Consider the following 26,332-nt stretch of genomic DNA (forward strand, 5'->3'; position numbering starts at 1 on the left):
CAGCCATGCGAAGGCCTTTGATCCTCATCGTCCTGTTCGCCGTCGCCGGGATGGCCCCAGGCAGGGCGCACACGAGCCTCGGCGAACTTGACGTCGCCTCGGTGACCTCGGTGACGGTCAGCGGCCCTTCCAGCCTGGTCCGGCTGACGGCCAGCCGCACCGGTCCCTATCGCGCCGAACTCCGCGGCCGCCCGGACGGCTGGTTCGGCTTCTGGAGCTCGAGCTGGAGTGGCGCCGGCTGCACCAATGCCGGCTCGATTCGGCTGGTCGGTACGCAATTGCAGGTCGACACCGGCAATGGTGCCTGGTTCGGCGCCTCCGATTGCCGGCTCGAACTCACCGCCACCCTGCCCGAAAACGTCGCCGTCTCCATCGTGCAGGACGCCACTTCGAGCCGCCTGTCGGGCAGCTTCGCCTCGCTCGACGTCAACAGCCGGGCCGGCGACATCGCGCTGGACGGGCATGCACGCAACGTCTCGATCGAGGGCAATGCCATCCGTGCCCGCCTCTCCTATGCCCGCATCGACAAGGACGAGAGCATCGACCTCGGCGGCAACGCCATCGACGCCGAATTGCGCTTCGCCGGCGCGGAGGCAGTGAACTACGCGGTGAGCGGCCATGCCTCGCTGGTCGACAGCGCCCTGCCGAACAGGCCGGGCATCAAGCCGGCCATCACCATCAAGGGTGATTTTCTGCGGATACGCATCGGCGGAGGATGAGCACCGATGGAGGGCGGGGACGTGGTCAGATGGCGCCCCCACGCGGAGCCGGCGTTAGCGGTCCCCCTCCCCGACATCAGGGATCTCGTTGCGCCTCTATTTCTTCACGCCATAGGCGGCCATGAACACCCGCACGGCCGACTGCGCCACCTCGCGGATGCGCGCCTTGGTCGGCGGCGTGTTGTTGGCCATGAAGAACATCGGCTTCAGCAAGGGGCCGTGCGACATTTCCAGGAACTGGGCAGCGGCCAGCTCCGTATCGTCGATGTCGAGCTGGCCGGCGGCCACGCGCAGATCGAGATATTTCGCCAGTTGCTTGCGGGAATGGCCGGGGCCGGCATTGTAGAAATGCGCCCCGATATCGGGCATGCGCTCGGTGATACCCATCACGGCCCGCATCGCCGAGATGATGCGCGGCTGGCAGATGAAAGCGGTGATGGCGGCGGAAAGCTCCAGCAGCGTGCCTTCGACGTCGGGCGAATTATAGTCGAATTCGAAGATGCGCTCGACATGGGAAGAGCGTTCCTCGTCGACGATCGCCGCGAACAACCGCTCCTTGTTCTCGAAATAGACATAGAGAGTGCCCTTGGAGACGCCTGCCTCCTTGGCGATATCGTTCATGCTGGCGCCTTCGAAACCATGGGCCAGGAAGACACGACGAGCGCCATCGACGATCTGGCGGCATTTGGCATTGTCGGCGGCCGGTGGGTCGGTAGCCGGCTCTTTCGCAGGTGCCGGGCTTTCGGCGAGCATGACTGAAATCCCTCCAAAAATTGACTGAACCGTTCGGTTCGATTTTTATTGCGTATCGCAGCGCAACATGATAGTCAACGGAAACTGACTGAACCGTTCGGTTCGATCCTGACAGTCCCAGCCAGACGGTATTGATCTTGTCGACCGGAGCAAAGCGCGTTTCCACGGAAGCGCATTTTACTCCAAGTCTTTGTTCTAATGCATATTTGCGATCCTCGGCATAGCCACCCAAATCGTAGAATGCTCCGGGGCAAGATCAACACGGTCTGGTTTTGCAGGCAACTTTTTCGAGTTGTCCAGGGGCGTCTCACCTTCCGGTTGGGAGACCACGATGGACGCAGCTCGCGACCACAATGCCGTGCCGGGTGGCCAGGGCGCCACCGGCCCGGCCGATGCCACCGACAATGTCGTGACCTTGGAGCGCCAGCGTACCGACGCGCCGGCAGCGCCCGAGACGGGGAAGGCAGAGGCCCAGAAGGCCGAGGCTCCCGCGGCTCCGGTGCAATCCAAGCCGGCTGCGACGGCCGGCAAGAAGAAATCCAAGGCCCGCACCGTCCTGCCGATCCTGCTGGTCGTCGCCCTCGCGGCCGGCGGCTGGTACGGCTATGACTGGTGGACCAATGGCCGCTTCATGGTCGAGACCGACGACGCCTATGTGCAGGCCGACGTCTCGACCCTGGGCGTGAAGGTCTCGGGCTATGTCGACGCCGTGCCGGTGCAGAATGGCGACAGCGTCAAGGCTGGCGACGTCATCGTCAAGCTCGACGACACCGACTATCGCACCGCGCTCGAATCCGCCAAGGCCAAGCGCGCCACGCAGAACGCCACCATTGCCCGCATCGACCAGCAGGTCGTGGCCCAGCAGGCGGCGATCGAAACCGCCAATGCCGGCGTCGCCTCGGCCAAGGCGGGCATCGAGTCGGCCCAGGCCGGCGTCGCCTCCGCCAAGGCCGAAATCGTGCGCGCCAATGCCGCCTTCGATCGCGCCGACGCGCTGGCTGCCCGGGATTTCGGTTCCAAGGCCACGCTCGACCAAGCCACCGCTGACCGTGACAAGGCCAATGCCGGCCTTGCCAGCGCCAATGCCACCCTCACCAATGCCCAGGCGAGCCTGAACAGCGCCGAGGCCAATGTGATCGCGGCCAAGGCCAATCTCGCCGTGACGCAGGCCCAGAAGGACGAGGCCGAGCAGGGCGCCAAGGAACTCGACGTCGCCATTACCAAGGCGCAGAACGACCTCGACGCCACCGTGGTGCGCGCCCCCACCGATGGCGTGGTCGGCAACCGCGCCGCCCAGCCAGGCCAGTATGTCTCGCCCGGCTCGCGCCTGATCGCTCTGGTGCCGCTCAAGAGCATCTATGTCGCCGCCAACTTCAAGGAAACCCAGCTCGCCCCGCTGGTTCCCGGCCAGAAGGTGGAAGTCTCGGTCGACTCCATGGACGGCGACACCTTCGAAGGCGTCGTCGGCAAGTTCTCGCCGGCCTCCGGCTCTGTCTTCAGCCTGCTGCCGCCCGAGAACGCCACCGGCAACTTCACCAAGATCACCCAGCGCGTACCGGTGCGTATCGAGGTTCCCGCCGACATCGCTCTCAGCGGCAAGCTGCGTCCCGGCCTGTCGGTGGTGGTGACGGTCGACAGCCGCACCGGCCCGAAGGGGTAAGGCAAGACAAGGGCCTTCTCCCCTTGCGGGAGAAGGTGGACCGGCGAAGCCGGGCCGGATGAGGGGTCGCGCCGCGCTCTCTCCGGCAAGGATGCGAGACCCCTCATCCGGCACTTCGTGCCACCTTCTCCCGCATGGGGAGAAGGCTATCTGCTTCCAAGGAGGCCGCCATGGCCACCGCAACAGCAACCGCCATACCGGTGCCCGCCGAAGAAACCATCGACAAGCGCAAGCTGATCGCCTTCCTGGCGATGGTGTTCGGCATGTTCATGGCGATCCTGGACATTCAGGTCGTCTCCGCCTCCCTGCCCCAGATCCAGGCCGGCCTCGGCGCCTCCGGCGACGAGATCCCCTGGGTGCAGACGGCCTATCTGGTGGCCGAAGTGGTGATGATCCCGCTCTCGGGCTTCCTCTCCCGCGCCTTTTCGACGCGCTGGACCTTCGCGGTCTCCTGCGCGGGCTTCACCGTCATGAGCTTCATGTGCGGCACCGCGACGAACATCAACGAGATGATCATCTACCGCGCGCTGCAGGGCTTCATCGGCGGCGGTATGATCCCCACCGTGTTCGCGGCCGCCTTCACCATCTTCCCGCGCTCCAAGCAGGCCATCGTCTCGCCGATGATCGGCCTGGTGGCGACGCTCGCCCCCACCATCGGCCCGACGGTCGGCGGCATCCTCACCGATGCGATCTCCTGGCACTGGCTGTTCTTCATCAATGTGGTGCCCGGTGTCATCGTCACGCTGATGACCTTCTCCATGGTCGATTTCGACGAGCCGGATCTGTCTCTGCTCAGCAATTTCGACTGGACCGGCCTGATCTCGATGGCGGTTTTCCTCGGCGGCCTCGAATATGCGCTGGAGGAAGGGCCGGGGCATGACTGGTTCGCCGAAACGCCCGTCCTGGTGATGTCCGTGCTCGCGGCCGTCGGTGCCGTAGTGTTCTTCGCCCGTGTGCTGCTGGCCAAACAGCCCATCGTCGATCTCTATGCCTTCAAGGACGGGAACTTCGCCACCGGCTCGCTGCTCTCCTTCGTGCTGGGCGTCGGCCTCTACGGCCTGACCTATCTTTTCCCGGTCTATCTTGCTGGCGTGCGCGGCTATGATTCCCGCATGATCGGCGAGACCATGTTCGTCACCGGCCTGTGCATGTTCTTCACCGCGCCGATCGCAGGCAACCTCACCCGCTTCGTCGATCCGCGCCTGATGATCGCCGGCGGTTTCATCGGCTTTGCGGCCGGCACCTGGATCATGACCGGCATCACGCATGACTGGGATTTCTACGAGATTCTGCTGCCGCAGATCCTGCGCGGCGTCTCCTTGATGATCTGCATGGTGCCGATCTCCAACATCGCGCTGGGCACCCTGCCCCCTGCCCGCATCAAGAACGCTTCCGGCCTGTTCAATTTGATGCGCAATCTCGGCGGCGCGGTCGGCCTTGCCATCATCAACACCGCCCTCAACAAGCGCCAGGACCTGCATCTGTCGCGCCTGGGCGAGGCGGTGAACTGGAGCCGCGACAATGTCATGCAGACCTATGAGAACATGAAGGCCGGTTTCGTGGCTTTCGGGGCGGCAGCCGACCAGATGACCGTCTCCAGGCTGGTCGGGCTGATGCGGCGCGAGGCACTTGTGATGGCGTTCTCCGACGTGTTCCTGCTGCTGACACTGCTGTTCGGCCTGCTCAGCTTCTCCATCTTCATGCTGAAGAAGCCGCAGATGGCAGGCGGCGGCGGTGGCGGCGGGCATTGAAGCCCGGAGAGCGGACAATCCTGTCCGCTCTTAAAAACAAAGAACGGCCAGGATGTCCGCGCTCCAAACAGCCTTGCAACCACTGTCGATCCGGCCTAACCACGTCAGCCTGATCTTTTGAAAAACCGACAGGGTGAACCATGCCCGACGAAAACCGGGGAATGGAAGACGGCAATGTCATTGCCGTCATGCGCAAAGTAGGACAGGCGGCCCGTTCGGCCGCGCGGATCCTGGCGCTCGCCCCGGCCCCAGCCAAGAATGCCGCGCTCGAGGCGATGGCCAAGGCCATCCTCGCCAGTGAAGCCGCCATCCTCGCCGCCAATGCGCAGGATGTCGCCGATGCTCTGGCTCGCGGCCAGATCGCCTCCTATGTCGATCGCCTCACTCTCGACGAGAAGCGCGTCGCCGGCATCGCCCAGGCCATCCGCGAAGTCGCCGCCCAGCCCGATCCGGTCGGCCGGGTGCTGGCGAGCTGGACGCGGCCGAACGGCCTGGAATTCGAGCGCGTCTCCACCCCGCTCGGCGTCGTCGGCGTGATCTTCGAAAGTCGCCCCAATGTGCTGGCCGATGCGGGTGCCCTCTGCCTCAAGGCCGGCAATGCCGCGATCCTGCGCGGCGGCTCGGAGAGCTTCCGCACCTGCAGCGAGATCGCCAAGGCCTTGCGCGCCGGCCTGCAGGCCGCCGGCCTGCCGGAGGCCGCCATCCAGATGGTGCCCACGCCCGACCGCTCCGCCGTCGGTGCCATGCTGGCCGGGCTCGACGGCAATCTCGACGTCTTGGTGCCGCGCGGCGGCAAGAATCTCGTCTCCCGGGTGCAGGCGGAGGCTCGCGTGCCGGTCTTCGCCCATCTGGAAGGCGTCAACCACACCTATGTCCATGCCGGCGCCGCGCTCGACATGGCCGTCGCCGTCGTGCTCAACGCCAAGATGCGCCGCACCGGCGTGTGCGGCGCCACCGAGACGCTGCTGGTCGACCAGGCCGTGGCGCCGGTCTTCCTCAAGCCGCTGGTCAAGGCCCTGCTGGAGGCCGGTTGCGAGGTCCGCGGCGATTCGCGCACCCTTTCGGTCGATCCGCATGTGAAGCCGGCCGACGACACCGACTGGGCCACCGAATATCTCGACGCCATCATCTCGGTGAAGGTGGTCTCGGGCCTCGACGCGGCGCTCGCCCATATCGAACGCTACGGCTCGCACCACACCGATGCCATCGTCACCGACGACGAGGCCGCGGCAGCGCGTTTCCTGGCCGAGGTCGATTCGGCCATCGTGCTGCACAATGCTTCCACCCAGTTCGCGGACGGTGGCGAATTCGGCTTCGGCGGCGAGATCGGCATCGCCACCGGCCGCATGCATGCGCGTGGGCCTGTCGGCGCCGAGCAGCTCTGCTCGTTCAAATATCGCGTGAAGGGCCAGGGTACGGTCAGGCCGTAATCTTGCCGGGACCGCCGGCTTTCAGCCGGCCCTTCCCGCCAGCGTTGTGTATCCAAGAGCCGGCTGGAAGCCGGCGATCCCAGAGAACTGGCAATGGCGCCGCGCCATTGCTACATAGGGGGCGAGAGGTTTCCATGGCCCACCGCCACGCCCACGATCACGAGCCAGCACCGGTCTTCGCCGAACCAGGCCATGATCACAGCCATTGCAGCTCCTCCGTGCTGGCGCGGGCGGAAAGCCTTTCGGCCGAGCGTGGCGTCCGGCTGACCCAGATCCGCCGCCAGGTGCTGGAGGCTCTCGCCGCCACCCACCAGCCGATCGGTGCCTATGAGCTGATCGAAAAGCTGGAGGATGGCGAGGGCAAGCGCCCGGCGCCGATCACCATCTATCGCGCCCTCGACTTCCTGCTCGAACAGGGCTTTGCCCATCGCATCGAGAGCCGCAACGCCTTCATCGCCTGTGCGCACGACCACAAGGACGGCAGCGTGGTGATGTTCCTGATCTGCGAGAGCTGTGGCACGGTGGGCGAGGCGGAGTCGGACACCGTCGGCAAGGCCCTGGCCACCGCTGCCGGTGCCATCGGGTTCACCCCCCGCGGCCAGGTCATCGAGCTCGCCGGCATCTGCCGCCACTGCCGTGAAAAGGCGGCCCGTTGAACGCTCCCTGAATCACTGCGGCGGTTCCGATTACCTCTTGCAAAACCCGCGCCGCCAAGTCCATCTTGGTGAGGGTTACGGCACAAAGGTGTCACTCCAGTGCGCATTGGGTTCGGGCTTGTATGTTCCCTGGCCACACCGATCGGGGGCGGCAGAGGGGTGTCCACTCGCCCCCCGGCACCGCGCAACTTCTCTCTCCTTTTGCTTTTACTGTTCATCCTCGGTTTTCAGGAGGCTGACGCTCTGGCGGCACAGATCGCCCCTTCGGCGGGACCGCGAGAGGTTCTCGTCGAGGCTATCCGAACCTGCTGGCCCGAGGCGAAGACGGTCGACAAACCCCTGCGGATCAAACTGTCTTTGAAGGCGGATGGCAGCCTCGCAGCCAAGCCTGTCCTTGTCCGTTCCAAGGACGCGTCATCGGACATCATGGCTGATGCCGGAATTCTGCGCGCGATCACGCGCTGCTCGCCTTTCAAGGGCCTCAGGGCTTTTAGGAGCAGCTATCGGGATTGGCGTGAAACGACGGTCGAGATCGAACCGCCCATCGAGCCTGCTCCGTCGGCAGCCTCCATCGTCATGACCGTACCCCATCCGGCGATTGCCAAGGCCGATGCGTCCCTGGAGGGGGCCATGACCGCTGCCGTGGTCGTCGCACTCGCCCTGCTTTTCCAGATGCTGTCGGATGGCGTGTTCGCCCTGTTGCGCTGGCGCCGGTACCGTGAAGTCGGCACGCCCGGCCCGTGGCAACCGGTGCGGGTGACATCTTCCCACTCGGCTCGCCGCCGGTCCCAACCGCTCGATCCCGTCAGCGACCCCAAGAATTGGCGCGAATGAAAGGCGTCCAGCCATGGCCCGCTCCGCCGCATTGAGAGTACTGCTGGCTTCACTCGTCCTTGGTAGCGCCGCCATGCCGGCCCTTGCCAAGGACAAGAACCTGTCGTTCGGCAGCTTCGGTATTACTGGCGGTAGTGCCTGGGGTAGCTCAGGCCTCTGGCTGTCGGCGGATGGCGACAGCTATATTCAAAAGTACCGGCTGGGAACCCATAGGAGCGCCACGGGTACTTCCCAGGGGAACGATCCACTCTATGTGCGCTATCGTTTTCGTCTCTCTTCCGACGAGGTGGCGCGATTCAGCGCCTTTCTGAGGCAACATTCTCCCTGGGGCACGGATTGCCGCCCAAAACAGATTGTCTATGACGTCTCCGACGTGACAATCTGGCAAAAACAAGAAGGAAAGCTGCGCGCGGTCTGCCAGCCCCCCGAGCCATTGCACCGCAGTGCTGCCTTCTGGGCAGTATACAAATTTGCCGATAAGCTCGATGGCACTGGCCCCTCCATCGAGATCTATCGGGGTGGCTTCAATGAATGGTCTCCCCCCGGCTTCCCAACGGATGCCGAAATTCGCAAGGCCCTGCGGAATACGGGCGGCTGAGATATCGCCTTGCCGAAGCGGGCGAAAACGCAGCCGGGATAGCCGCTTGACTCTCCACTTGGTGGAGCCCGTAGAACCCGCCGCATGAGCGAGAAAACCTACACTATCGGCGAACTCTCCAGGCTGAGCGGCATCGCCGTCCGGCGCATCCGCTTCTATTCCGACAAGGGCCTCCTGCCGCCGACCGCACGCGCCGGGAGCGGCTACCGCGTCTATTCGGAAGCGGACCGGGCCCGGCTCGATCTCATCCTCGCCCTGCGCGATGCCGGCGTGAAGCTCGGCGACATCGCGCGCCTCATCGCCCGCCGCCTCGGCCTCGCCGACGTCCTGGCCCTGCGCCTCGACGCCATCGAGGCCGAGATCTCCGCCAAGCGCCGCATCGCCGCGGCCTTGCGCGCCACGCTGAGGCTCGCCGATCCCACGCCGCAAGATCTGAGGAGACTTTGGACCGTGACCGCCCTTTCCCAGACCCAGTTCCGCACCGCCATCGAAGCTTTCTATGCCGAAGCCGGCTCCGATGCCCGCATGGATCCGGCCTGGCGTGACAAGATGATCGCCGCCGCCACGCCCGACCTGCCCGACGACCCCACGGCAGCCCAGCTCGATGCCTGGACCGAACTGATGGGCATGCTCACCGATAAGAGCTATATGGACGAAATGCAGGCCAGCATGCGCGAATTATGGCATGACGGCTTCGACCCCGCCGCCTACCGCCAGGCCTCGGACCAGACCTTTGCGCGGGTCCGGGCGGCCATGGACAAGGGCATCGCGCCGGATTCGGACACCGGTCATGCCATTGCTGAGGCGTGGCTGGAGAGTTCGGCCCGGGCCATGAAGAAAGAGCCGGATGCGGCCTTTCTCGACTGGCAGCTCGAGCAATATCGCAAGCACCATGCCCGCTCGCAGCGCTATCTGGAGCTGATGGCGATCCTGCGCGGCGATCCGCCCGGCCAGTTGGCGGCCAGCGAATGGGGCTGGATCGTCGAGGCCCTGTCGAGCCGGTTGTGAATTATACCAGCGTGCAAAATTCGTGACCTGTCATCCCCGGCGGGGTCGAAGACCCCGGGAAGGGGATCCAGTGGCCAGCGAGCGCGATTTACTGCCCCTGGATCCCAGTCACAAGCAAGGCTTGTGACGATACCCTCGCGAAGCTCGGCCGGGGATGACAGGTCAAGCTTTATGAGGCCTGGTATTAGACACCCCCCCTTTCAGGGTGTTGATGTGTGAAGTTCGGACGAGCGGCGAAACCCCTCATCCGCCCCTTCGGGGCACCTTCTCCCGCAGGGGGAGAAGGCGATCGGCTGGCGTTGCGGCTGACGAAATGATCCCTTCTCCCCTTGCGGGAGAAGGTGCCGGCAGGCGGATGAGGGGTCGTAGTGCCCTATCCCAGCCTTTTCGCGGTTCGTTCCAAACACCTTGAAAGGGGTGGGTATTAGACACGCCGTCATCCCGCGCGGATGGCGGCGATCAGGGCGCGCAGCCCGGCCGAGACGTGGCGGTGCCCGGGATAATAGAGGCATAGCCCCGGAAAAGCCGGGCACCAGTCCTCGAGAATGCGTTCGAGGCGCCCGTCCGCCAGGGCGCCCACCACCAGATGATCGGGCACGAAGGCGATGCCGATGCCTTGGATCGCCGCCTCGACCATCAGGGGTTGGTCGGTCAGCGTGAGCGGCCCCGTGACGTTGATCGTCTCCGTCGTGCCGTGATGCTCGAATTCCCAGCGATAGATCGCGCCACTGTCGAAGCGAAAGCGGATGCAGGCGTGGCGATGCAGGTCCTGCGGCACCGCCGGCCGGCCATGGGCCGCGAAATAGCCCGGCGACGCTACCGCGGCAAAGCGTGCCGTCTCGGTGAGGCGGACCGCGATCATGTCCTGCGGCACCGCCTCGGCCAGCCTGATACCGGCATCGAAGCCATCGGCGACGACGTCGCTTAGCCGGCCGTCGCTGACGATATCGAGATGGACCTGCGGATAGTCCCTGGCAAAGCGTGCCAGCACCGGCAGCAGCACGAGGCGGATCGCGCCCTCGCTGGAATTGATCCGCACCGTCCCGCTGGGCGCCTCGCGGAAATCGTCGACCACCTGCAGCGCCTCGGCGATCGAGGACACCGCCGGCCTGAGCTTGGCGGCGAGACGTTCCCCCGCATCGGTGAGGGAGACGCTGCGGGTCGTGCGGTTGAACAGGCGAACGTCGAGGCGCTGTTCGAGACTCTTGACCGAATGGCTGACTGCCGAGGGCGTGACGTCGAGCTCGATCGCCGCCGCTCGGAAATTGCGATGGGCGGCAACCGAGAGGAACACGGTGAGTGCGAAGAGATCGCCGCTCTTCAATTGATGAATATCTCTCATCTCAACATCAAGAATTGGCGAGATTGTTGCAGCAGTCAAGCTTCCTTAGGGTGGTTCCCGGATCTCGATCATCGAGAACGGAGGAAGACCATGTCGAAGAAAATCCTGATCACCGGCGCCAGTTCCGGTTTCGGCCGCGGCGCGGCGATCGAGCTGGCCCGCCAGGGGCACCAAGTCGTCGCGACCGCCGAATCCTGGCCCCTGGTGCGCAGCCTGCGCGCCGACGCCGCGGCCGCGGGCGTCAAGCTCGAGATCATCAAGCTCAACCTCCTCGACGACATCGATATCGCGCATGCCGCGGGTTATGATCCCGACATCCTCGTGCTCAATGCCGGCGTGATGGAAAGCGGCTCCGTCATCGACATCCCGATGCAACGCATGCGTGAATCGTTCGAAATCAACGTCTTTGGCCATATCAGGCTGGTTCAGGGCATCGTCCCGAAGATGGTGGCGCGCAAGGCCGGCAAGGTGGTGTGGACCTCCTCGATGGGCGGCATCCTCGTCATCCCCTTCGTCGGCGTCTATTGCGCCACCAAGCATGCCATCGAGGCCATCGCCGGCTCGATGAGGGCCGAGCTGGCGCCCTATGGCGTCAAGGTCGCGACCGTGAACCCGGGCGTGTTCGGCACCGGCTTCAACGACACCGGTGCGGAGAGCCATACCCAGTGGTATGACGCCGGCAGCGTGGTCGTGCCCATGCCGGACTTCGCCGGCGCCCTGGCGGACCAGAACGATCCGCAGGAGATGATCGATGCCATGGTCGAGATCATTCCGGCCGAGGACCATCTCTATCGCACCATGCGCCCCCTCGACACCATCAAGGCCGCCAGGCAATGGCAGGAAACCGAGTGGAGCCAGAATGCCTGAGATCACGCTCGAAGAAGCGCATGGCGTCGTCGCCAAGGCGCGCACCGCCGCGGAGAAGACTGGCATGAAGGCGGTCTTCGCCGTGCTCGACAAGGGCGCCAACCTGGTGACCTTCTCCCGCATGGACGGCGCCTGGCTGGCATCGAATGAGCTTGCCATCGCCAAGGCTCGAACCTCGGTGATGTTCCAGGCCCCCACCGCTGCCCTGAGCGCGCCGTTGAAAATCGGGGAACCGCTCCTGCATTTCGACCATATCCACCATGGCGGCCTGCTGCTGGTGGGAGGCGGCGAGCCCTTGTTCGACGTTGAGGGAGCCCTGATCGGCGGCCTGGGGGTTTCGGGCGGCAGCCCGGAGCAAGACGCGGCCATCGCCCGCTCGGCGATCGAGCAACAGAGCTGACGGCGCCTCCCGATCCGTCGGAAATCACGCTTCGGAGCGCGGACATCTCAGCGACATGTCTTCATGTCGCTGAGATGTCCGCGCTCCGATTACTCCCGAGCAAGGTCGGAGCTGCGCTCGACCAGGTCCTTGATGTCTTGGCCGAGCTGCTCGAAGCCGAAGCGCAGGGCGTAGAGGCGGCCGACCTCCTCGCTTTGCAGGTCCCGCAGCACGCCGGCACCGCGCAGCTTGTCCATGGCGGCGACATAGGCGGAAAGGCTGGCATCGAAGCCCGCGGCATCCGGCCCGAGAAAGCCGCGCCGCAGGGCTTCGGCGATGCCGCGCAGCAGGCCGACGGTCGCGTCCCGCATCGCCTCCAGAGGCTCCGTGAGGGTCGGCGCCACCCGCTCCGGCAAAGCGCGCACGCAGACGCGGGCGATGATGACGAGATCGTGCCGGACACGGTAGAGCGTGCGCGCCATCGGCTCGGGATCGATGGCATGACTGAGATGGGCGCTGCGCTCGCGCACCGTCTCCTCGACGGCGGCATCGATCTGGCGCAGGCTCGCACGGATGCGCTTGTTGATGCCGGCAAGCTCCGGCCGGCCCTTGCCGTCGAGGAGGCTGCCGGTCAGGGCAAGCAGGAGCTCGGCATTGAGATCGGCCACGCGTGCGGCCGCGGCGGCAAGCGCGCCCTGCGCCCGCGCCGGTAAAACGAACAGGGCGACGCCGACGCCGACGACGATGCCGAGCGCGATCTCCGCCACGCGCTCGGCGGCATAGGCATAGGGCGGCAGCAGCGTGCCGCCCGCCGGGATCAACACGATCAGCGCGGTGATGGGTGCCACCCGGAAGCTCGGCCGCAGCGCCGAGGCCACCGCCATCGGCGCCACAGCGGTCAGTACCGCAAGGCCCAGCGCGACATTGCCCTCATGGTGCGGCAGCACCACCGACACCACCGCGCCCCACAGGGCCCCGAGCAGCGTACCGGCCATCCGGTCCATCGCCGCCTTGACCGAGCCGCCAAGGCTTGCCTGCATGACGATGATGGAGGTGATCACCGCCCAGCTCGACTGGGAAAGGTCCACCAGCTTGACCGCAACGAAAGTCAGGCCTGCCGCCACCGTGACGCGCACGGCCAGGGCCAGTTCCATGCGCTTGGCCGCGAACCATTTGAACAGGCGAGCCGTGGCACCAGCGCCGATCATCATCAACCCATCACATCCTTTGCAAGATGCGATGGTAGAAAGGTTCGAGCGGAGCGCAAGGGCCGGCTCTCTGATCGTGGGGGGCGGGTCTTCAGACCCGCCGTCTCGGCTCTGCTGGCGGCGTGGTTCCAGGCCGGTCCGAAGACCGGCCCCCCAAGACCTTGACGTGCCAGCCGGTGAGGTCCATGTCATCCCCAAACGAAACCAGCGGTGCCCGATGATCCCGTCCTATGCGCGCTTTGGCCTGATGTCCCGTCGCCCTACCGTTCCCGTCGATGTCGGCGGCGTCCTGGTCGGCGGCGGCGCGCCCATCGTGGTGCAATCGATGACCAACACCGACACGGCCGATATCGACGGCACGGTACGGCAGGTCGCGGCATTGGCCCGCGCCGGCTCTGAAATGGTGCGCATCACGGTCGATCGCGACGAAGCCGCCGCTGCGGTGCCGCGCATCAAGGAAAGGCTGATGCGCATCGGCGTGACCACGCCGATCATCGGGGATTTCCACTATATCGGCCACAAGCTCCTGGCCGACCATCCCGCCTGTGCGCAGGCGCTCGACAAATACCGCATCAATCCCGGCAATGTCGGCTTCAAGGACAAGCGCGACCGCCAGTTCGGCGCCATCATCGAGATGGCGATGCGCCACGACAAGCCGGTGCGCATCGGCGCGAACTGGGGCTCGCTCGACCAGGAGCTGCTCACCCATCTGATGGACGAGAACGCCAGGAGCGAGGCGCCGGTCGACGCCCGCACAGTGACCTGGGAGGCGCTGGTGCAGTCGGCCCTGCTCTCGGCCGATCGTGCGGTGGAGATGGGCCTGCCCAAGTCCCGCATCATCATCTCGGCCAAGGTCTCGGCGGTGCAGGATCTCATCGCGGTCTACAGCGAGATGGCCAGCCGTTCCGACTATGCCCTGCATCTCGGCCTCACCGAGGCCGGCATGGGCTCGAAAGGCATCGTCGCCTCGGCCGCCGCTCTCTCGCCGCTGCTGCAGGCCGGCATCGGCGACACCATCCGCGTCTCGCTCACGCCCGAGCCCGGCGGCGATCGCACCCAGGAAGTCAAGGTCTCCCAGGAGATCCTGCAGGTGATGGGCATCCGCACCTTCGTGCCGCTGGTGGCCGCCTGCCCCGGCTGCGGCCGCACCACCTCGACCGTGTTCCAGGAACTCGCCCAGAGCATCCAGGGCTTCATCGTCGAGTCCATGCCGGACTGGAAGACACGCTATCCGGGCGTCGAGACGCTGAAGGTCGCGGTGATGGGCTGCATCGTCAACGGCCCCGGCGAGAGCAAGCATGCCGATATCGGCATTTCCCTGCCCGGCACCGGCGAGACGCCGACCGCACCGGTGTTCATCGACGGCCAGAAGGCCGCAACCCTGCGCGGCCCCGGCATCGCCGACGAATTCAAGCAGATGGTGATCGATTATATCGAGAACCGCTATGGCGTCAGGCCGGCGGCGGAGTAACCCCTGGGAACGGTGATTTCCGGGTGCACGGGCATCTTGCCCGTTCTTGGAAATACTGCGCTTGCGGTAAGGAATAACGGGCAAGATGCCCGTGCACCCTGAAGCTGTTCCCGGGCTTACCGATATCGGTCGATCAGGTCCCGCGCCGAGAAAGCGCCGTTGTTTCCTTTGCCTCGCCCGGTATTGCCGTCGAGCACGCCGATATCCCGCAGCAAATGATCCGAGAGATCATAGGGACCGATGAAGCGGGGCCTGATGAATGTCTCATTCGGCTTGGCCACGCGTTCGCTATCCGCATGACCGCAATAAGACTGCCCTATGCGATTGAATTGAACGGCCGTCATGGCCAAATCTCCTGTGCGGCAATTAGCAATATCTGACAGGGATATTCCCATTCCGCGCGGGATGTGGCTAATTGAAGCTCGATTTGGAGCCATAAAACAGGCTTATCGCAAATGACCCTTCCGCTTCCTCCCCTCACCGCCATCCGGGTGTTCGAGGCCGTGGCACGGCACCAGAGCTTCACGCGCGCCGCCAACGAACTCGGCATGACCCAGGCCGCCGTGTCCTACCAGATCAAATTGCTCGAGGAACGTTTCGGAGGCCCGCTCTTCCTGCGCCGCCCCAAGCAGGTCGAGCTCACCGAGGCCGGCCAGCGCCTGGCGCCGGCGGTGAGCGAAGCCTTCTCCCTGCTCGCCCAGGCCTATGCCTCGGCGCGCGGTGATGCGGAGGGCGTGCTCACGGTCACGGCCTCGATCACCTTCGCCACGACCTGGCTGGCCCGCCATGTCGGCGCCTTCCAGATCCGCTACCCTTCCCTGGCCGTGCGGATCGACGCCATCAACCAAGCAGTCGACTTTGCACGCAGCGACATCGATCTCGCCATCCGCCATGGCGACGGCAACTGGCCGGGCCTGTGCAGCCATCGCCTGCTATCGGGTGAATACTCCCCCATGCTCAGCCCGAAGCTCGCCGCCACCATCGGCGGCGTGAAGCAGCCAGCCGATCTCCGGCGCCTGCCACTGCTCGATCCCGGCGACACGTGGTGGGACGATTGGTTCGACCTCGTCAAAGTCGCCCGCCGCCCCAGGGGCCCTTCGCGCAGCGAAGTGCAGTCCGCACCGCCAATCACGCGCGGGCAGGATCGCTTCGGCGGTGTCCATCGCGGGCCCGTGGAGATTCCCTGCATCGGCTCACAGGCCTTCGTCGGAACCGCCGCACTCGACGGCCAGGGCGTCGCCATCCTCTCCTGCGCCCTCTGGGCCCAGGATCTGGCGGAAGGGCGGCTGATCCAGCCCTTTCATCAAGTCGCCGGCGAACATTCCTTCTACCTGGTCTATCCCGAAGCCCGCCGCAACCTGCCGAAGATCCGCGTCTTCCGCGACTGGATCCTGGAGGAGGTCGGCAGGACCGCCAGCCTCGGCAACCGGGGTGAAGAGGCCATGGCGTCTTAAGACGATCAAGAAGCCGCTTTCCTTCCGCCCCCCTCTCTATCGATAGCGATCGATCAGAGCGCGGGCGCTGGCGTCAGGCTCAGGCCGATCGTTCTTCGCATGGCCATCGATAACACCGATGTCGCACAACAGGTGATCGGAGAGCTCACGCAGCGCCTCCCTCAATAAGGCTGGCCGACGGGCCGGCTGCGTCTCGCCATGCCCCGTATCGGCCCTATATGAATAAGCTTGCCCTATACGTTCTATCCGCGCCACTATCATGGCCAAATCTCCAGATCGGCCCTGCTTTTGGCCGTTTCATCCGGAGATTTTCCATGAATTTCGGGTTCTGACGAATTGAAGCTCAAGCAGTACCCATAAAGAGAGCTGATGCATCGTGAGCACTTTGCTGCCGCCGCTGGCCGCTATCCGAGTCTTCGAGGCCGTGGCGCGGCATCTGAGCTTCACCCGTGCGGCCGCCGAGCTCGGCATGACCCAGGCTGCCGTCTCCTACCAGATCAAGCTCCTGGAGGAACGTTTCGGCGGGCCGCTCTTCCTGCGCAAGCCGCGCCAGATCGAGCTCAGCGCAGCCGGCCAGCGCCTGGCGCCGGCGATCACCGACGCCTTCGCCCTGATGGCGGAGGCCTATGCAGCGGCCCGCGGCGGCGTCGAGGGTGTGCTGACCGTCTGCGCCAAGGTGAGTTTCGCCACCAGCTGGCTTGCCCGCCATATCGGCGCCTTCCAGCTCGCCCACCCCACTTTGGCAGTCCGTATCGAAGCGACCGACCGTGCTATCGACTTCACCCGTGAAGAAACCGATGTCGCCATCTTCTTCGGCACCGGGGACTGGCCCGGCCTGCAGGCCCACCGCCTGCTCCCGGGGGACTACACGCCCATGCTCAGCCGCAACCTCGTCGCTCGTCTCGGCCCGCATTACACGCCGGCCGATCTTTTGCGCATCCCCCTTCTCGATCCCGGCGATTACTGGTGGCGCGAATGGTTCGAAGCAGCCGGCGTCAGCTATGAAATGCCCAAGCTCGTCTACAATCTCAGCAGCCAGGCGGTGATCAACGCGGCGGCCAAGGCTGGACAGGGAGCTGCCATCCTCTCGACCGCCCTTTACGACGACGACCTCGCCGAGGGCCGGCTGATCCAGCCTTTCGAGCTGGTACTGCCGAGCGATCGGGCCTTCTACCTGGTCTATCCCGAAATGCGCCGCAACCAGCCCAAGATCCGCACTTTCCGCGACTGGATCCTGGCGGAGCTGGCTGATACAGCGGGGTAGAACGCTAGGCCTTCCCCCTTGCAGGCTATCGGCTGCACACATCTCAATATTGGCAGTATTGAGCGCGGGTAATCCTTCCCCGGCTTCGGGGAAGGATTACCCGCGCCTTTTCTTGCCACGTCGAGATGTGTGAATCCGGCAGCCCGCAAGGCGGAAGGTTCTCATGCCTATTTCGGCCTGAGCCCGCGGCGACGGACCGGCTCGGGCACCGGCTGCACCAGTTCCGGCGGCGTCGGGCTGAGAGGTCCCCGATAGCCGAGGGCCGCAAGGTGCTCGCCCATATGGTCAGGTGGCGCTGCTTCCGCCGTGACAGCCGGCTTCTTGGGCAGGATCGGCACGCTCACGCCTCGGGCATGCAGATGCAGCACCGGGCCGCCCTCGCGCGGCGCGCTGCCATAGATCGGATCGCCGACGATCGGAAAGCCGGAGGCGGCGCAATGCAGGCGCAGCTGATGGGTACGGCCGGTGCGCGGCTTCAGCTCCAGCCAGGTATGTTCCCCCGCCCGACCCAGCACACGGAAATCGGTCTGTGCCGGCAAGCCGTCCTCGGCCGGCTTCATCCACCAGCCGCGCTCGGGCGACCGCCGGGCGATCGGCATGTCGATCAGGCCACTGTCCTCGGTCGGGCCGCTCTCGACCACCGCCCAATAGGTCTTCTCGACGCCGCCCTTGGCGAAGAGATCGTTGAGAGTGCGCAGGGGCCTGGCATGCCGCCCGAGCACCAGGCAGCCGGACGTATCCTTGTCGAGCCGATGCGCCAGCTCCGGATTGCGAGGCAGGCCGAAGCGCAGCTGCTCCAGCATGGCCGTGAGATTGGGCCCGCCTTTCGGCCCCGCATGCACGGGCAGGCCGGCAGGCTTGTCGAGGATCAGGATCAGGGCGTCGCGGTGAATGAGCCGCGTGGTCAAATCGAGCGATATCATCGCTTAGCGCTATCGTGATCGGGCATTGTCGGCTAGAGGTTCCTTCAACATGAGACCATTTTTCGGTGGCAGGTTGGCCACCCAAGAGCAAAACGCGTCGACGACCGAGCGCATTTTGCTCTAACTTCTTGTTTTGACGCGTCTTTGCGATTCTAGGCGATTCCGCCTGATCGCAAAACGCTTTTGGGATTCAGACCGTTTCGATGACTGAGAGCGACAAGCAAAAGCCCGGCTTCTTTTCACGGCTGTTCGGGCGAGGCGCCACGACGCCGGAAACCGAGACCAGGCCCGAGCCAGCCGCCGAGCAGGCGACGCCGGCTCCCGTCGAGGAATCCGGCACGGCGCCAGAACCAGCACAGGCGCCGCTCGAGGCCCTGATCGAACCCGTGCCCCTGGCCGCGGCCGAATTGATCGTTCCCCTGGAACCCGGGTCGCCTGCACCACCAACTCCTGCGCCGCCAGCTCCTGCGCCGGCACCGCCTCCCGCACCGGAGCCGTCTCCAGCTCCGCGCACCAGCGAGCCGGCCTCGCCGCCCGCGCCCGCCGAGAAGAAATCCTGGTGGCGCCGCCTGCGCGACGGCCTGTCGCGTTCGTCCAACGCCATCAGCCGCGGCATCACCGACATCGTGCTCAAGCGCAAGCTCGATGCCACCACGCTCGAGGAGTTGGAGGACGTCCTGATCCAGGCCGATCTCGGCGTCGACGTCTCCACCCGTATCGCCGCCGCGATCGGCAAGGGGCGCTTCGATCGCCAGATCTCGCCAGAGGAGGTTCACCAGGTCCTGGCCAGCGAGGTCGAGGCCATCCTCACCCCGGTGGCCAAGCCCCTGGAGATCGACCGGTCCCACAAGCCCTTCGTTCTCCTGATGGTCGGCGTCAACGGCTCGGGCAAGACCACCACCATCGGCAAGCTCGCCGCCAAGTTCAGCGCCGACGGCCTCAAGGTGACGCTAGCGGCCGGCGACACCTTCCGCGCCGCCGCCATCGAGCAGCTCAAGGTCTGGGCCGAGCGCACCCGCTCGCCCATCGTGGCTCGCGAGCAGGGTGCCGATTCCGCGGGTCTCGCCTTCGACGCCCTCAAGGCCGCGCAGGAAAACGGTTCCGACGTGCTGCTGATCGACACCGCCGGGCGGCTGCAGAACAAGGCCCAGTTGATGGACGAGCTCGCCAAGGTGGTGCGCGTGATCAGGAAGATCGACGCGAGCGCGCCCCACGCGGTGCTGCTGGTGCTCGACGCTACCGTCGGCCAGAACGCCATCTCGCAGACCGAGATCTTCGGCAAGACCGCTGGCGTCACCGGCCTGGTGATGACCAAGCTCGATGGCACGGCGCGCGGCGGCATCTTGGTGGCCTTGGCCGCCAAATTCGGCCTGCCCGTGCATTACATCGGCGTCGGCGAGGGCATCGATGACCTCGAACCCTTCTCTGCCCGGGACTTCTCCCGCGCCATTGCCGGGATGGAGTGAGCCATGACCGCTGAAACCGCAGGCGCTCCGCGCCAGAAGGTCAATCCCGTCCTCAAGCTCGTGCTGGAAATGGGGCCGCTGGTCCTGTTCTTCCTCGCCAATTACAAGCCGGAATTGTTCAAGCCCCTGGTCGAGCGCTTCATGGCGCCGGCCCTGTTCGAGGGGCCGAGCGGCAACATCTTCACGGCCACCGCCGTGTTCATCCCGGCCACAGTGATCGCGCTCATCGCCGGCCTCGTGCTCACCCGGCACATTCCGGTGATGCCGCTGGTCTCGGGCATCTTCGTGCTGGTCTTCGGTGTGCTGACGCTCTGGCTGCAGGACAAGACCTTCATCAAGCTCAAGCCGACCATCGTCAACACGCTGTTCGGCCTGATCCTGCTGGGAGGCCTCGCCTTCGGCAAGCCCCTGATCCGCATCGTCCTCGATGCTGCCTTCGACCTCAAGCCCGAGGGCTGGCGCAAGCTCACCCTGAACTGGGGCCTGTTCTTCCTGTTCCTGGCGGTGCTCAACGAAATCGTCTGGCGCAACTTCTCGGATGATTTCTGGACCAATTTCAAGGTCTTCGGCACCATGCCGATCACCCTGATCTTCGCCGCCACCCAGGTGCCGATCCTGATGAAATACGAGGTGAAGCCGGACAGCCCTGACGCTACCGAGCAAAGCAAGACCTAGGTCGATCATGCGTCTTTGGGTCTTGTCGGATCTCCACGTCGATAACAGCCCCTATACGCTTGCTCCAACACCTGCCGGGGCCGATGCCGTCGTCATTGCCGGCGATGTCTGCAACCGCCTCCATGACCGGGCTTTGCCTTGGCTCGCGCAGCATGTCCTGCCCCGCGGCCTGCCGCTGATCTATGTTCCCGGCAACCACGACTTCTATCGGGAGAACGTGGAAACGGAACTGCGCAAAGCCCGCGATCGGGCGCGGCTGGAAGGTATTCACCTGCTTGCCGAGGGAGAGACTCTCACCGCCAGCGGGGTGCGCTTCATCGGCGCCACGCTGTGGACCGACTACGCCGTGGCGGGCAGCCCCTTTCAGGGGCAGGTCGCCGCAGGCATGCAGATGAACGACCACAAGCTGATCCGGACCGGGCCCAACTATCGGCGCTGGCAAACCAGGGACGCTCTGCTCAGCCATGGCCGGCACCGGTCGGCAATCGCAAACACCCTTGCCCGGCCGTTCAACGGCCCCAGCGTGGTGATCAGCCATCACGCCCCGCACCCCCATTCGCTCTGGCAGAATGCCGTCAGCGAGCCGATCGATGCGGCCTATGCCAGCGATCTGACCTCCCTGATTGCCGAATACCGGCCGCACCTTTGGATACATGGTCACATTCATGCCAGCCGCGACTATCGCGTGCATGACACCCGCATCGTCAGCAATCCGCGCGGCAACATCTATGCCTATCGAAGGGGCAAGCAATCCATCATCGAAGTGGAGAACCCGAACCACGATCCGAGCCTTGTCGTGGAGGTTTGAAGCCGGGCAAGGCGAGAAGCGGCCGGCAGGACGATCAACCTTGAAACCGGGCGAGTACTGCCGATACCATCAGGGGGTGCTATCGAGCCGTCTGTCGCCCCCGGGGTGACCGTGGCCAAATCTGAGGCGACAGCATTGACCAGGCAGTTTGCATATACGGTATTTCAGGGGCGGGCTGGCGATCACAACGATCTGGCCATGCCGGGAGCCCGGGCGATCGGCGACGCCTTGGCACGGCGGACGGGCATCGCGCCTTTCGTGGTCGGCACGCCGGAACCTGCGCTGAATACCGGCTGGCGCGAGGAACTGGACGTCGCGCTGCCGGCGCTCAAACAGTTGCAGGCCCGCTTCGACGACGTGCTGGCGAAGGGAGACGTCTCCATTGCAGCCACCAGCCGCTGCGCGGTCTCGCTCGCGACACTGCCGGCCGTTGCCAGGCATCGTCCCGATGCCTGCATCGTCTGGTTCGACGCCCATGGCGATCTCAATACGCCGGAGGCCTCGGCTTCGGGCTTTCTTGGCGGTCTCGCCATTTCCGGTCCCGCCGGACTTTGGGACTCGAGTCTGGGAGCAGGCTTGAGCCTCGACCGGCTCGTTCTCGTGGGCCAGCGCGATCTCGACCCATTCGAGCAGGATTTGATCGACAGGCACGGCATTCCGCTGGTCGAGCCACGCGGCGACCTGGCCGCCGAATTGCGCAAGGCGATTGCCGGCCGTCCGGTCTATGTGCACCTGGATTGCGACGTGCTGAATCCGGGCGTCGTTCCGACCGACTATGCTTGCGAAGGCGGCCTGTCGCTCGCCGATCTCCGCGCTTGCTGCGAGGTGATCGCCGAGCAGGCCTTCGTGGGCATCGAGATCGCCGAGTTTCAATATGCCTGGGAACCGGGAGGGGAAGCCTTCTCCCCCGACCCGCTTCTCGATGCCCTGGCGCCGATCCTGGCGCAGTAACCCGATCCGGTCTACCGACTCACTTGAACCACTTGTCGTAGATCTTCTGGTAGGCGCCCGTCTCGATCGACTGGTGCAGCCATTGATCGACGAACCCCTTCAGGCCGATGTCGCGCTGCAGCCAATAGGCTTTCTCGGCAAAATTGAAAGGCTTGTCGGGATGCACGGCGCACAGCACGCCCGGATGCAGCTTTTCCTGATAGAGGGTCTCGGAGGCGTCTGTCATCATCAGGTCGGCCCGCCCCGCCGCCACCTCGTCGAAGATCTTGGTGTTGTCGGGAAAGATCACGATCTTGGCCTGCTTCAGGCTGGCGCGGGCGAATTTCTCGTTGGTGCCGCCCGGATTGGCAACGACCGTCACCCCTGGCTTGTCGATATCCTGAAGTGTCTCGAACTTGCCCTTGTCGGCGCAGCGGGCGATCGGCGTCTTGCCCTCGCGCATATAGGGGGTGGAGAACAGGCCCTTCTTCTGGCGATCGAAGGTCACCGACACGCCGCCCATGGCGACGTCGAATTTGCCGGCTTCGAAATCCGCCGACAGATTGGACCAGGTCGTCGGCACGATCTCGAGCTTCACGCCGAGTGTCTCGGCGAGGCTCTTGGCCTGATCGATGTCGAAACCGGAGAACTCGCCGCTCGCCGGATCCTTGTAGCTGAAGGGGCGGTAGTCGCCGGTGGATCCTACCTTGAGCACGCCGGATGCCAGCACGGCGTCGAGCCCCGGTGCCGACGGCGCCTCCCGTGCGATCGCGGCGGGCGCAAGGCAAAGCAGGCCGAGACAGACGACAAGCAAACGAAGCATGTGATTCCCCCAAATGGTTTGTTGCGGGCAGCATAAAGCTGCGAGCCCCTCGTTCAACCCATGAGGAGGATCCGTTGTCAGCGCGCGCCCTCGCCCCTATTCGGGCACGAACAGGCGCGGCAGCTTGAGGCCAGGCAGGAAGGCACCGGCGCGGATCTTGCCGTCGGCGATGGTCAGGGGCACTTCGACCGCTGCCTTGCCATCGATGTTGGTGGGCTTGCCCAGCACGGGCAGGCCGACGGTGAGGGTCGTCGCCACCATATCTGGCACCCGGCCCGATTGCTTGAGCGTCTGGGCGAGTTCCGGCACGCCGGCGAGGGCCACCGTCAGGTCGCCGGAGGGAAAGCCGCTGGTTTCCAGCCCGACTGTGCCGGTTGCCTTGACGACGCTCGGGCCACGCTCGACCTGGGCCTGCGTGATGGTCAGCGTGCCACCGGCGGCGGCCCAATCGCGCAGGCGCTCGGGCATCGGCATGGGCCTGAGGTCGATCTTGGTGATCACCCCGCGGAAAGTCCCTTTCATCGGGGAAGGAGCGCCGAGGAAATCGTCGAGCGGCGCGATCGCCTTGGCGTCGACATCGGCGGCAAGATCATAGGCGCCCGGCGCGGCATTGGTGCCCTCGGCCAGGCGGATATGGACCTCGACATTGCCCTCCTCGACCAGATTGACGGCCTGGTCACCGCGCTTGACGGTACCGCTGAGGCCCTTGATCACCACCGCGGCATTCTGCGGCCCGGAAGTCCAGATCGACATGCTGGCCTCGGCGCTCTTCCAATCGGCGGTCAGCGTCGCTCCGGCATCGCTCTTGTCGACCAGCGTTACCGGTCCCTTGGCCTGGAGCAGCACCTTGTTGGGCTGGTAGACCTGGGCCACCGCATTCACCTCGGCGAGTGCGGCACTGAAGGGCCTATTGGCTCTGACGCTCTCCACCGTCGCCTGGCCGCAATGCATTTCCAGGCGGAAGGGATAGCCGCCGATGGTCTGCTCGCCGCATTTGATCTGGCGTCCGAGCTCGGCCTGCTTGGCCAGGAAGCGCGCCCATTCGGCCTCGAGCCGAGTGGAGGCGTACCACCAGAAGCCCGACCAGGCGATTGCGATCAGGGCGAACAGGATGGTCGGCAGATAGATGCGGCGGGAAGAACGGCGCGGCGCGGGATTGATCAGGTCAGTCGGCACGAAAGGGTCTCGCTAGAGCGTCTTGCGATTTGACGGGATCACCACGAATCGCAAAGACGCGTTGAAACAGGGAGTTAGAGAAAATAAGCGTTCGGTCACGAACGCGTTTTGCTCTAGGATTGGCCAGGTCGCGGATAGATATTTCGGCCTCTTGAATCAGCCTTGTTTTAGCGCAGGAATAACGTGATTCGAGACGAGGGCCCTCTATCGCGGAGAATTGGGCCAAAGTCAGGGCAATAGGAAACCTGCGAACGTGACGTCATCCATGCAAGATCTGATCGAAACCAGCCTGGAAGCGGCGCTTGCGCCCGAACGTCTGGTGGTACTGGACGAATCGGCTGCCCATGCCGGCCACGCCGGTCATCGCGAGGGCGGCGAAAGCCATTTCCGGGTGAAGATCGTCTCGCCGCATTTCAGCGGACGCAGCCGCGTCGAGCGCCATCGCCTGGTCAACGAAGCCCTGAAGCCTGCCTTTGCGCGCGGCGTTCATGCCCTGGCGATCGAAGCCAGCGCACCGGGCGAACCGGTGCGCTGGTAAAAACTCTGGCTTAGTTGGAGGCGATCGAGCCGGTGAAGATATCCGGCATCGGCGCGAAGCTGGCGACGCGCAGGGGCTTGACCGCGGCGCCGGTGAACTTGTCGGCCCGCAGGTCCTGATAGGCCGCCACGCCGAAGCGCACCACCACCGTCTTGGACGGCGCCGCGATCAGCGAAGCCGTGGTGCGCAGGTCCGGCTTGACCAGGGTCGCCTGCTGCTTGTTGCGGGCAGCGGAAACCGGCGCCGACAGCGAAGCGAAGTTCTGCTTCTCGAAGCGCGTCGCGATCAAAGCCGGCCGTGGCGGCCGGGCCGTGTTGGTCACGGGCGCCGGATCGGCGAAGCCGAGGGCGCGCTGCGACTGACGGTTGGCGCTACGCTTCATGAAGCCTTCGCTGCCCTGGGAAAGGTCTGCGAAGACCGGAGGCTTGGGATCGAGCACCGGCCGCGTTGCCGGCACCGCCGGCGGAGCATCCAGGGAAGCGAGCTGCACGGGGGCCGCCTGGCTCTCCTCGGCCGCCGTACCCGGACGCAGCGGCGGCAACGGCACATTGGCAGCCACCTCGCCACCCGCGCCATTCGCCCCGGTCTGCCAGATCATGCGCGGACCGGTATCGGCGGAGGCGAGCTGTGCCGTCGCAGCATCGGCAGCCTGTGCGGCGTCGATATCATTGGGACGGCGCTCGGGCAGCGGCACAGGCGCCATGCGACGCGGCGAGGTCGCCAATTCATCGGCCATCGCCATCTGCTGCATCGCCGGAGGAGCCACTTGAGCCGCCGGCTGCGGCGCCACGGCCGGTATGCGGGCACTGCTGCGCGTGGTCGGCGCATAGGCCTGGGCCACTTCGACCGGCGGGGCACTGGTGGTCGTATTGCTGCGCGAACCGAACAGGGCTGCGAAGAAGCCGCCGCCGCTGGTCTCGGCGACGTCATCCTCGCCGGCACCACCGCCAGCCGAGCCGCCATTGCGGCGAATTTCGTTCATCGCCAGTTGGTAGCCGGGCATCGGACGCCCGTCCGAAGGCACCAGCACCGTCTTGCCGTCGGGGAAGACGGAAGCGAGTTCGCTACGCGACATGCGCGGCCACATGCGTACGCCGCCGGAATCCATATGGACGAAGGGCGAGCCGGACGAAGGGTAGTAACCCACGCCGCCACGCTGCAGGCGAAGACCGGCGACCCGCAGCTTCGACAGCGACACGCCGGGAATGAAATAGTCGATCGCCTTGCCGAGCGTGTGCTGGCTGAATTTGGCGACGCCGCGCGAACGCCGGCGCAGCATGCCGTTGGTGCCGGGCGAGCGATAGCCGCAGACGATGTTGATCGGCTGGGAGGCGCCAACCTGGCGATAGACCAGCCACAGCGTATCGAGCGTGCGCGGATCCATGCGCACGGCCTGGTTCTGGCGCCAGTCGCGCATGAACCAGTCGATCTTCTTCAGCGCGGCGGAATCATAGGAGCCGTTACGCTTGTAGGTGATGTTGATGGTCTCGCCCGTATGCAGGTGGCGCATATAGAGCGAGCGAGTATCGCCATTGGCAATCGCGTCCTGCGTCGGCCCGACCAGAACCGTCGTCATCACGGTGGATGCGAGGGAAATGG

The 26,332-nt window shown here is 65.2% G+C and carries 26 protein-coding genes; 18 read left to right on the forward strand and 8 right to left on the reverse strand.

Features of this window, described 5'->3' with window-relative positions; translation table 11 throughout:
• Nucleotides 1-5 precede the first annotated feature (5 nt).
• Nucleotides 6-719 (forward strand): hypothetical protein, encoded by a 714-nt coding sequence (locus ACIGJE_RS00405; protein WP_367625933.1) that lies wholly within the window; start codon nucleotides 6-8, stop codon nucleotides 717-719.
• A gap of 96 nt (nucleotides 720-815) precedes the next feature.
• Here ACIGJE_RS00405 and ACIGJE_RS00410 read toward each other — a convergent pair whose 3' ends face one another.
• On the reverse strand, nucleotides 816-1,472 hold the full coding sequence (locus ACIGJE_RS00410) for a TetR/AcrR family transcriptional regulator (RefSeq protein ID WP_311935882.1): 657 nt from the start codon (nucleotides 1,470-1,472) through the stop codon (nucleotides 816-818).
• A 331-nt stretch (nucleotides 1,473-1,803) separates the two neighbouring features.
• Between ACIGJE_RS00410 and ACIGJE_RS00415 the strand changes: the two genes are divergently transcribed.
• The 7 genes from ACIGJE_RS00415 (at nucleotide 1,804) to ACIGJE_RS00445 (ending at nucleotide 9,409) form a co-directional block, all read left to right on the forward strand.
• The gene (locus tag ACIGJE_RS00415) at nucleotides 1,804-3,132 is read left to right on the forward strand and encodes an HlyD family secretion protein (RefSeq protein WP_311935879.1); all 1,329 of its coding nucleotides are present in this window, start codon (nucleotides 1,804-1,806) and stop codon (nucleotides 3,130-3,132) included.
• 170 nt (nucleotides 3,133-3,302) lie between these two features.
• On the forward strand, nucleotides 3,303-4,883 hold the full coding sequence (locus ACIGJE_RS00420; protein WP_311935877.1) for a DHA2 family efflux MFS transporter permease subunit: 1,581 nt from the start codon (nucleotides 3,303-3,305) through the stop codon (nucleotides 4,881-4,883).
• A gap of 140 nt (nucleotides 4,884-5,023) precedes the next feature.
• The gene (locus ACIGJE_RS00425; RefSeq protein WP_415087242.1) at nucleotides 5,024-6,313 is read left to right on the forward strand and encodes a glutamate-5-semialdehyde dehydrogenase; all 1,290 of its coding nucleotides are present in this window, start codon (nucleotides 5,024-5,026) and stop codon (nucleotides 6,311-6,313) included.
• Between the two features lie 134 nt (nucleotides 6,314-6,447).
• Nucleotides 6,448-6,969 carry a transcriptional repressor gene (locus ACIGJE_RS00430; RefSeq protein WP_311935871.1) on the forward strand — a complete coding sequence of 174 codons (522 nt, stop codon included), beginning with the start codon at nucleotides 6,448-6,450 and terminating at the stop codon, nucleotides 6,967-6,969.
• Nucleotides 6,970-7,395: 426 nt separating this feature from the next.
• Entirely contained in the window at nucleotides 7,396-7,803 is a 408-nt protein-coding gene (locus tag ACIGJE_RS00435) for a hypothetical protein (RefSeq protein ID WP_415087243.1), read from the forward strand.
• A gap of 13 nt (nucleotides 7,804-7,816) precedes the next feature.
• A complete protein-coding gene (locus ACIGJE_RS00440) occupies nucleotides 7,817-8,401 on the forward strand; it encodes a hypothetical protein (RefSeq protein ID WP_415087244.1) in 585 nt (194 codons plus the stop codon).
• Nucleotides 8,402-8,485: 84 nt separating this feature from the next.
• On the forward strand, nucleotides 8,486-9,409 hold the full coding sequence (locus tag ACIGJE_RS00445; RefSeq protein ID WP_415087245.1) for a MerR family transcriptional regulator: 924 nt from the start codon (nucleotides 8,486-8,488) through the stop codon (nucleotides 9,407-9,409).
• A 436-nt stretch (nucleotides 9,410-9,845) separates the two neighbouring features.
• Here the strand turns inward: ACIGJE_RS00445 and ACIGJE_RS00450 are convergent, their stop codons facing one another.
• Nucleotides 9,846-10,751, reverse strand: a complete 906-nt coding sequence (locus ACIGJE_RS00450; RefSeq protein WP_415087246.1) for a LysR family transcriptional regulator — start codon at nucleotides 10,749-10,751, stop codon at nucleotides 9,846-9,848.
• Nucleotides 10,752-10,841: 90 nt separating this feature from the next.
• Between ACIGJE_RS00450 and ACIGJE_RS00455 the strand changes: the two genes are divergently transcribed.
• Together ACIGJE_RS00455 and ACIGJE_RS00460 are read left to right on the forward strand one after the other, a co-directional pair.
• Nucleotides 10,842-11,618 (forward strand): SDR family oxidoreductase, encoded by a 777-nt coding sequence (locus ACIGJE_RS00455; RefSeq protein ID WP_415087247.1) that lies wholly within the window; start codon nucleotides 10,842-10,844, stop codon nucleotides 11,616-11,618.
• Nucleotides 11,611-12,018 (forward strand): GlcG/HbpS family heme-binding protein, encoded by a 408-nt coding sequence (locus ACIGJE_RS00460; RefSeq protein ID WP_415087248.1) that lies wholly within the window; start codon nucleotides 11,611-11,613, stop codon nucleotides 12,016-12,018. Before ACIGJE_RS00455 ends, ACIGJE_RS00460 begins: the two co-directional genes overlap by 8 nt.
• An 89-nt stretch (nucleotides 12,019-12,107) precedes the next feature.
• Here ACIGJE_RS00460 and ACIGJE_RS00465 read toward each other — a convergent pair whose 3' ends face one another.
• Complete coding sequence (locus ACIGJE_RS00465) at nucleotides 12,108-13,208, reverse strand: FUSC family protein (protein WP_415086067.1); 1,101 nt, start codon at nucleotides 13,206-13,208, stop codon at nucleotides 12,108-12,110.
• Between the two features lie 214 nt (nucleotides 13,209-13,422).
• On the opposite strand from ACIGJE_RS00465, the gene ispG reads away from it, so the two are divergent.
• Complete coding sequence (gene ispG / locus ACIGJE_RS00470) at nucleotides 13,423-14,676, forward strand: flavodoxin-dependent (E)-4-hydroxy-3-methylbut-2-enyl-diphosphate synthase (protein WP_415086069.1); 1,254 nt, start codon at nucleotides 13,423-13,425, stop codon at nucleotides 14,674-14,676.
• 116 nt (nucleotides 14,677-14,792) lie between these two features.
• On the opposite strand, the gene ACIGJE_RS00475 is transcribed toward ispG, so the two are convergent.
• Nucleotides 14,793-15,020: a hypothetical protein gene (locus tag ACIGJE_RS00475; protein ID WP_483679082.1), complete on the reverse strand. Its 228-nt coding sequence runs from the start codon at nucleotides 15,018-15,020 to the stop codon at nucleotides 14,793-14,795.
• Between the two features lie 111 nt (nucleotides 15,021-15,131).
• Between ACIGJE_RS00475 and ACIGJE_RS00480 the strand changes: the two genes are divergently transcribed.
• Nucleotides 15,132-16,130, forward strand: a complete 999-nt coding sequence (locus tag ACIGJE_RS00480; RefSeq protein WP_483679083.1) for a LysR substrate-binding domain-containing protein — start codon at nucleotides 15,132-15,134, stop codon at nucleotides 16,128-16,130.
• Between the two features lie 376 nt (nucleotides 16,131-16,506).
• A complete protein-coding gene (locus ACIGJE_RS00485; RefSeq protein WP_311935841.1) occupies nucleotides 16,507-17,394 on the forward strand; it encodes a LysR substrate-binding domain-containing protein in 888 nt (295 codons plus the stop codon).
• A gap of 167 nt (nucleotides 17,395-17,561) precedes the next feature.
• Here the strand turns inward: ACIGJE_RS00485 and ACIGJE_RS00490 are convergent, their stop codons facing one another.
• On the reverse strand, nucleotides 17,562-18,317 hold the full coding sequence (locus ACIGJE_RS00490) for an RluA family pseudouridine synthase (protein WP_415086072.1): 756 nt from the start codon (nucleotides 18,315-18,317) through the stop codon (nucleotides 17,562-17,564).
• A 203-nt stretch (nucleotides 18,318-18,520) separates the two neighbouring features.
• On the opposite strand from ACIGJE_RS00490, the gene ftsY reads away from it, so the two are divergent.
• From ftsY to ACIGJE_RS00510, 4 genes are all read left to right on the forward strand, one after another.
• Nucleotides 18,521-19,783 carry a signal recognition particle-docking protein FtsY gene (gene ftsY / locus ACIGJE_RS00495; RefSeq protein WP_415086074.1) on the forward strand — a complete coding sequence of 421 codons (1,263 nt, stop codon included), beginning with the start codon at nucleotides 18,521-18,523 and terminating at the stop codon, nucleotides 19,781-19,783.
• A gap of 3 nt (nucleotides 19,784-19,786) precedes the next feature.
• Nucleotides 19,787-20,458, forward strand: coding sequence for a septation protein A (locus tag ACIGJE_RS00500; RefSeq protein ID WP_367625946.1), 672 nt, complete (start codon nucleotides 19,787-19,789; stop codon nucleotides 20,456-20,458).
• 7 nt (nucleotides 20,459-20,465) lie between these two features.
• Nucleotides 20,466-21,266 carry a metallophosphoesterase gene (locus ACIGJE_RS00505; protein WP_415086077.1) on the forward strand — a complete coding sequence of 267 codons (801 nt, stop codon included), beginning with the start codon at nucleotides 20,466-20,468 and terminating at the stop codon, nucleotides 21,264-21,266.
• Between the two features lie 198 nt (nucleotides 21,267-21,464).
• Nucleotides 21,465-22,217: an arginase family protein gene (locus ACIGJE_RS00510; RefSeq protein ID WP_415086079.1), complete on the forward strand. Its 753-nt coding sequence runs from the start codon at nucleotides 21,465-21,467 to the stop codon at nucleotides 22,215-22,217.
• Nucleotides 22,218-22,236: 19 nt separating this feature from the next.
• On the opposite strand, the gene ACIGJE_RS00515 is transcribed toward ACIGJE_RS00510, so the two are convergent.
• Both ACIGJE_RS00515 and ACIGJE_RS00520 read right to left on the reverse strand, forming a co-directional pair.
• Entirely contained in the window at nucleotides 22,237-23,019 is a 783-nt protein-coding gene (locus ACIGJE_RS00515) for a transporter substrate-binding domain-containing protein (RefSeq protein WP_311935825.1), read from the reverse strand.
• Between the two features lie 96 nt (nucleotides 23,020-23,115).
• Complete coding sequence (locus tag ACIGJE_RS00520; protein WP_415086081.1) at nucleotides 23,116-24,195, reverse strand: DUF2125 domain-containing protein; 1,080 nt, start codon at nucleotides 24,193-24,195, stop codon at nucleotides 23,116-23,118.
• A 265-nt stretch (nucleotides 24,196-24,460) separates the two neighbouring features.
• Between ACIGJE_RS00520 and ACIGJE_RS00525 the strand changes: the two genes are divergently transcribed.
• Complete coding sequence (locus tag ACIGJE_RS00525; protein ID WP_415086083.1) at nucleotides 24,461-24,733, forward strand: BolA family protein; 273 nt, start codon at nucleotides 24,461-24,463, stop codon at nucleotides 24,731-24,733.
• A gap of 10 nt (nucleotides 24,734-24,743) precedes the next feature.
• Here the strand turns inward: ACIGJE_RS00525 and ACIGJE_RS00530 are convergent, their stop codons facing one another.
• Nucleotides 24,744-26,309 carry a peptidoglycan L,D-endopeptidase MepK gene (locus ACIGJE_RS00530; protein WP_311935818.1) on the reverse strand — a complete coding sequence of 522 codons (1,566 nt, stop codon included), beginning with the start codon at nucleotides 26,307-26,309 and terminating at the stop codon, nucleotides 24,744-24,746.
• Between the last annotated feature and the right edge of the window lie 23 nt (nucleotides 26,310-26,332).

It is taken from the genome of Labrys sp. E2SS-1L (assembly GCF_057073705.1).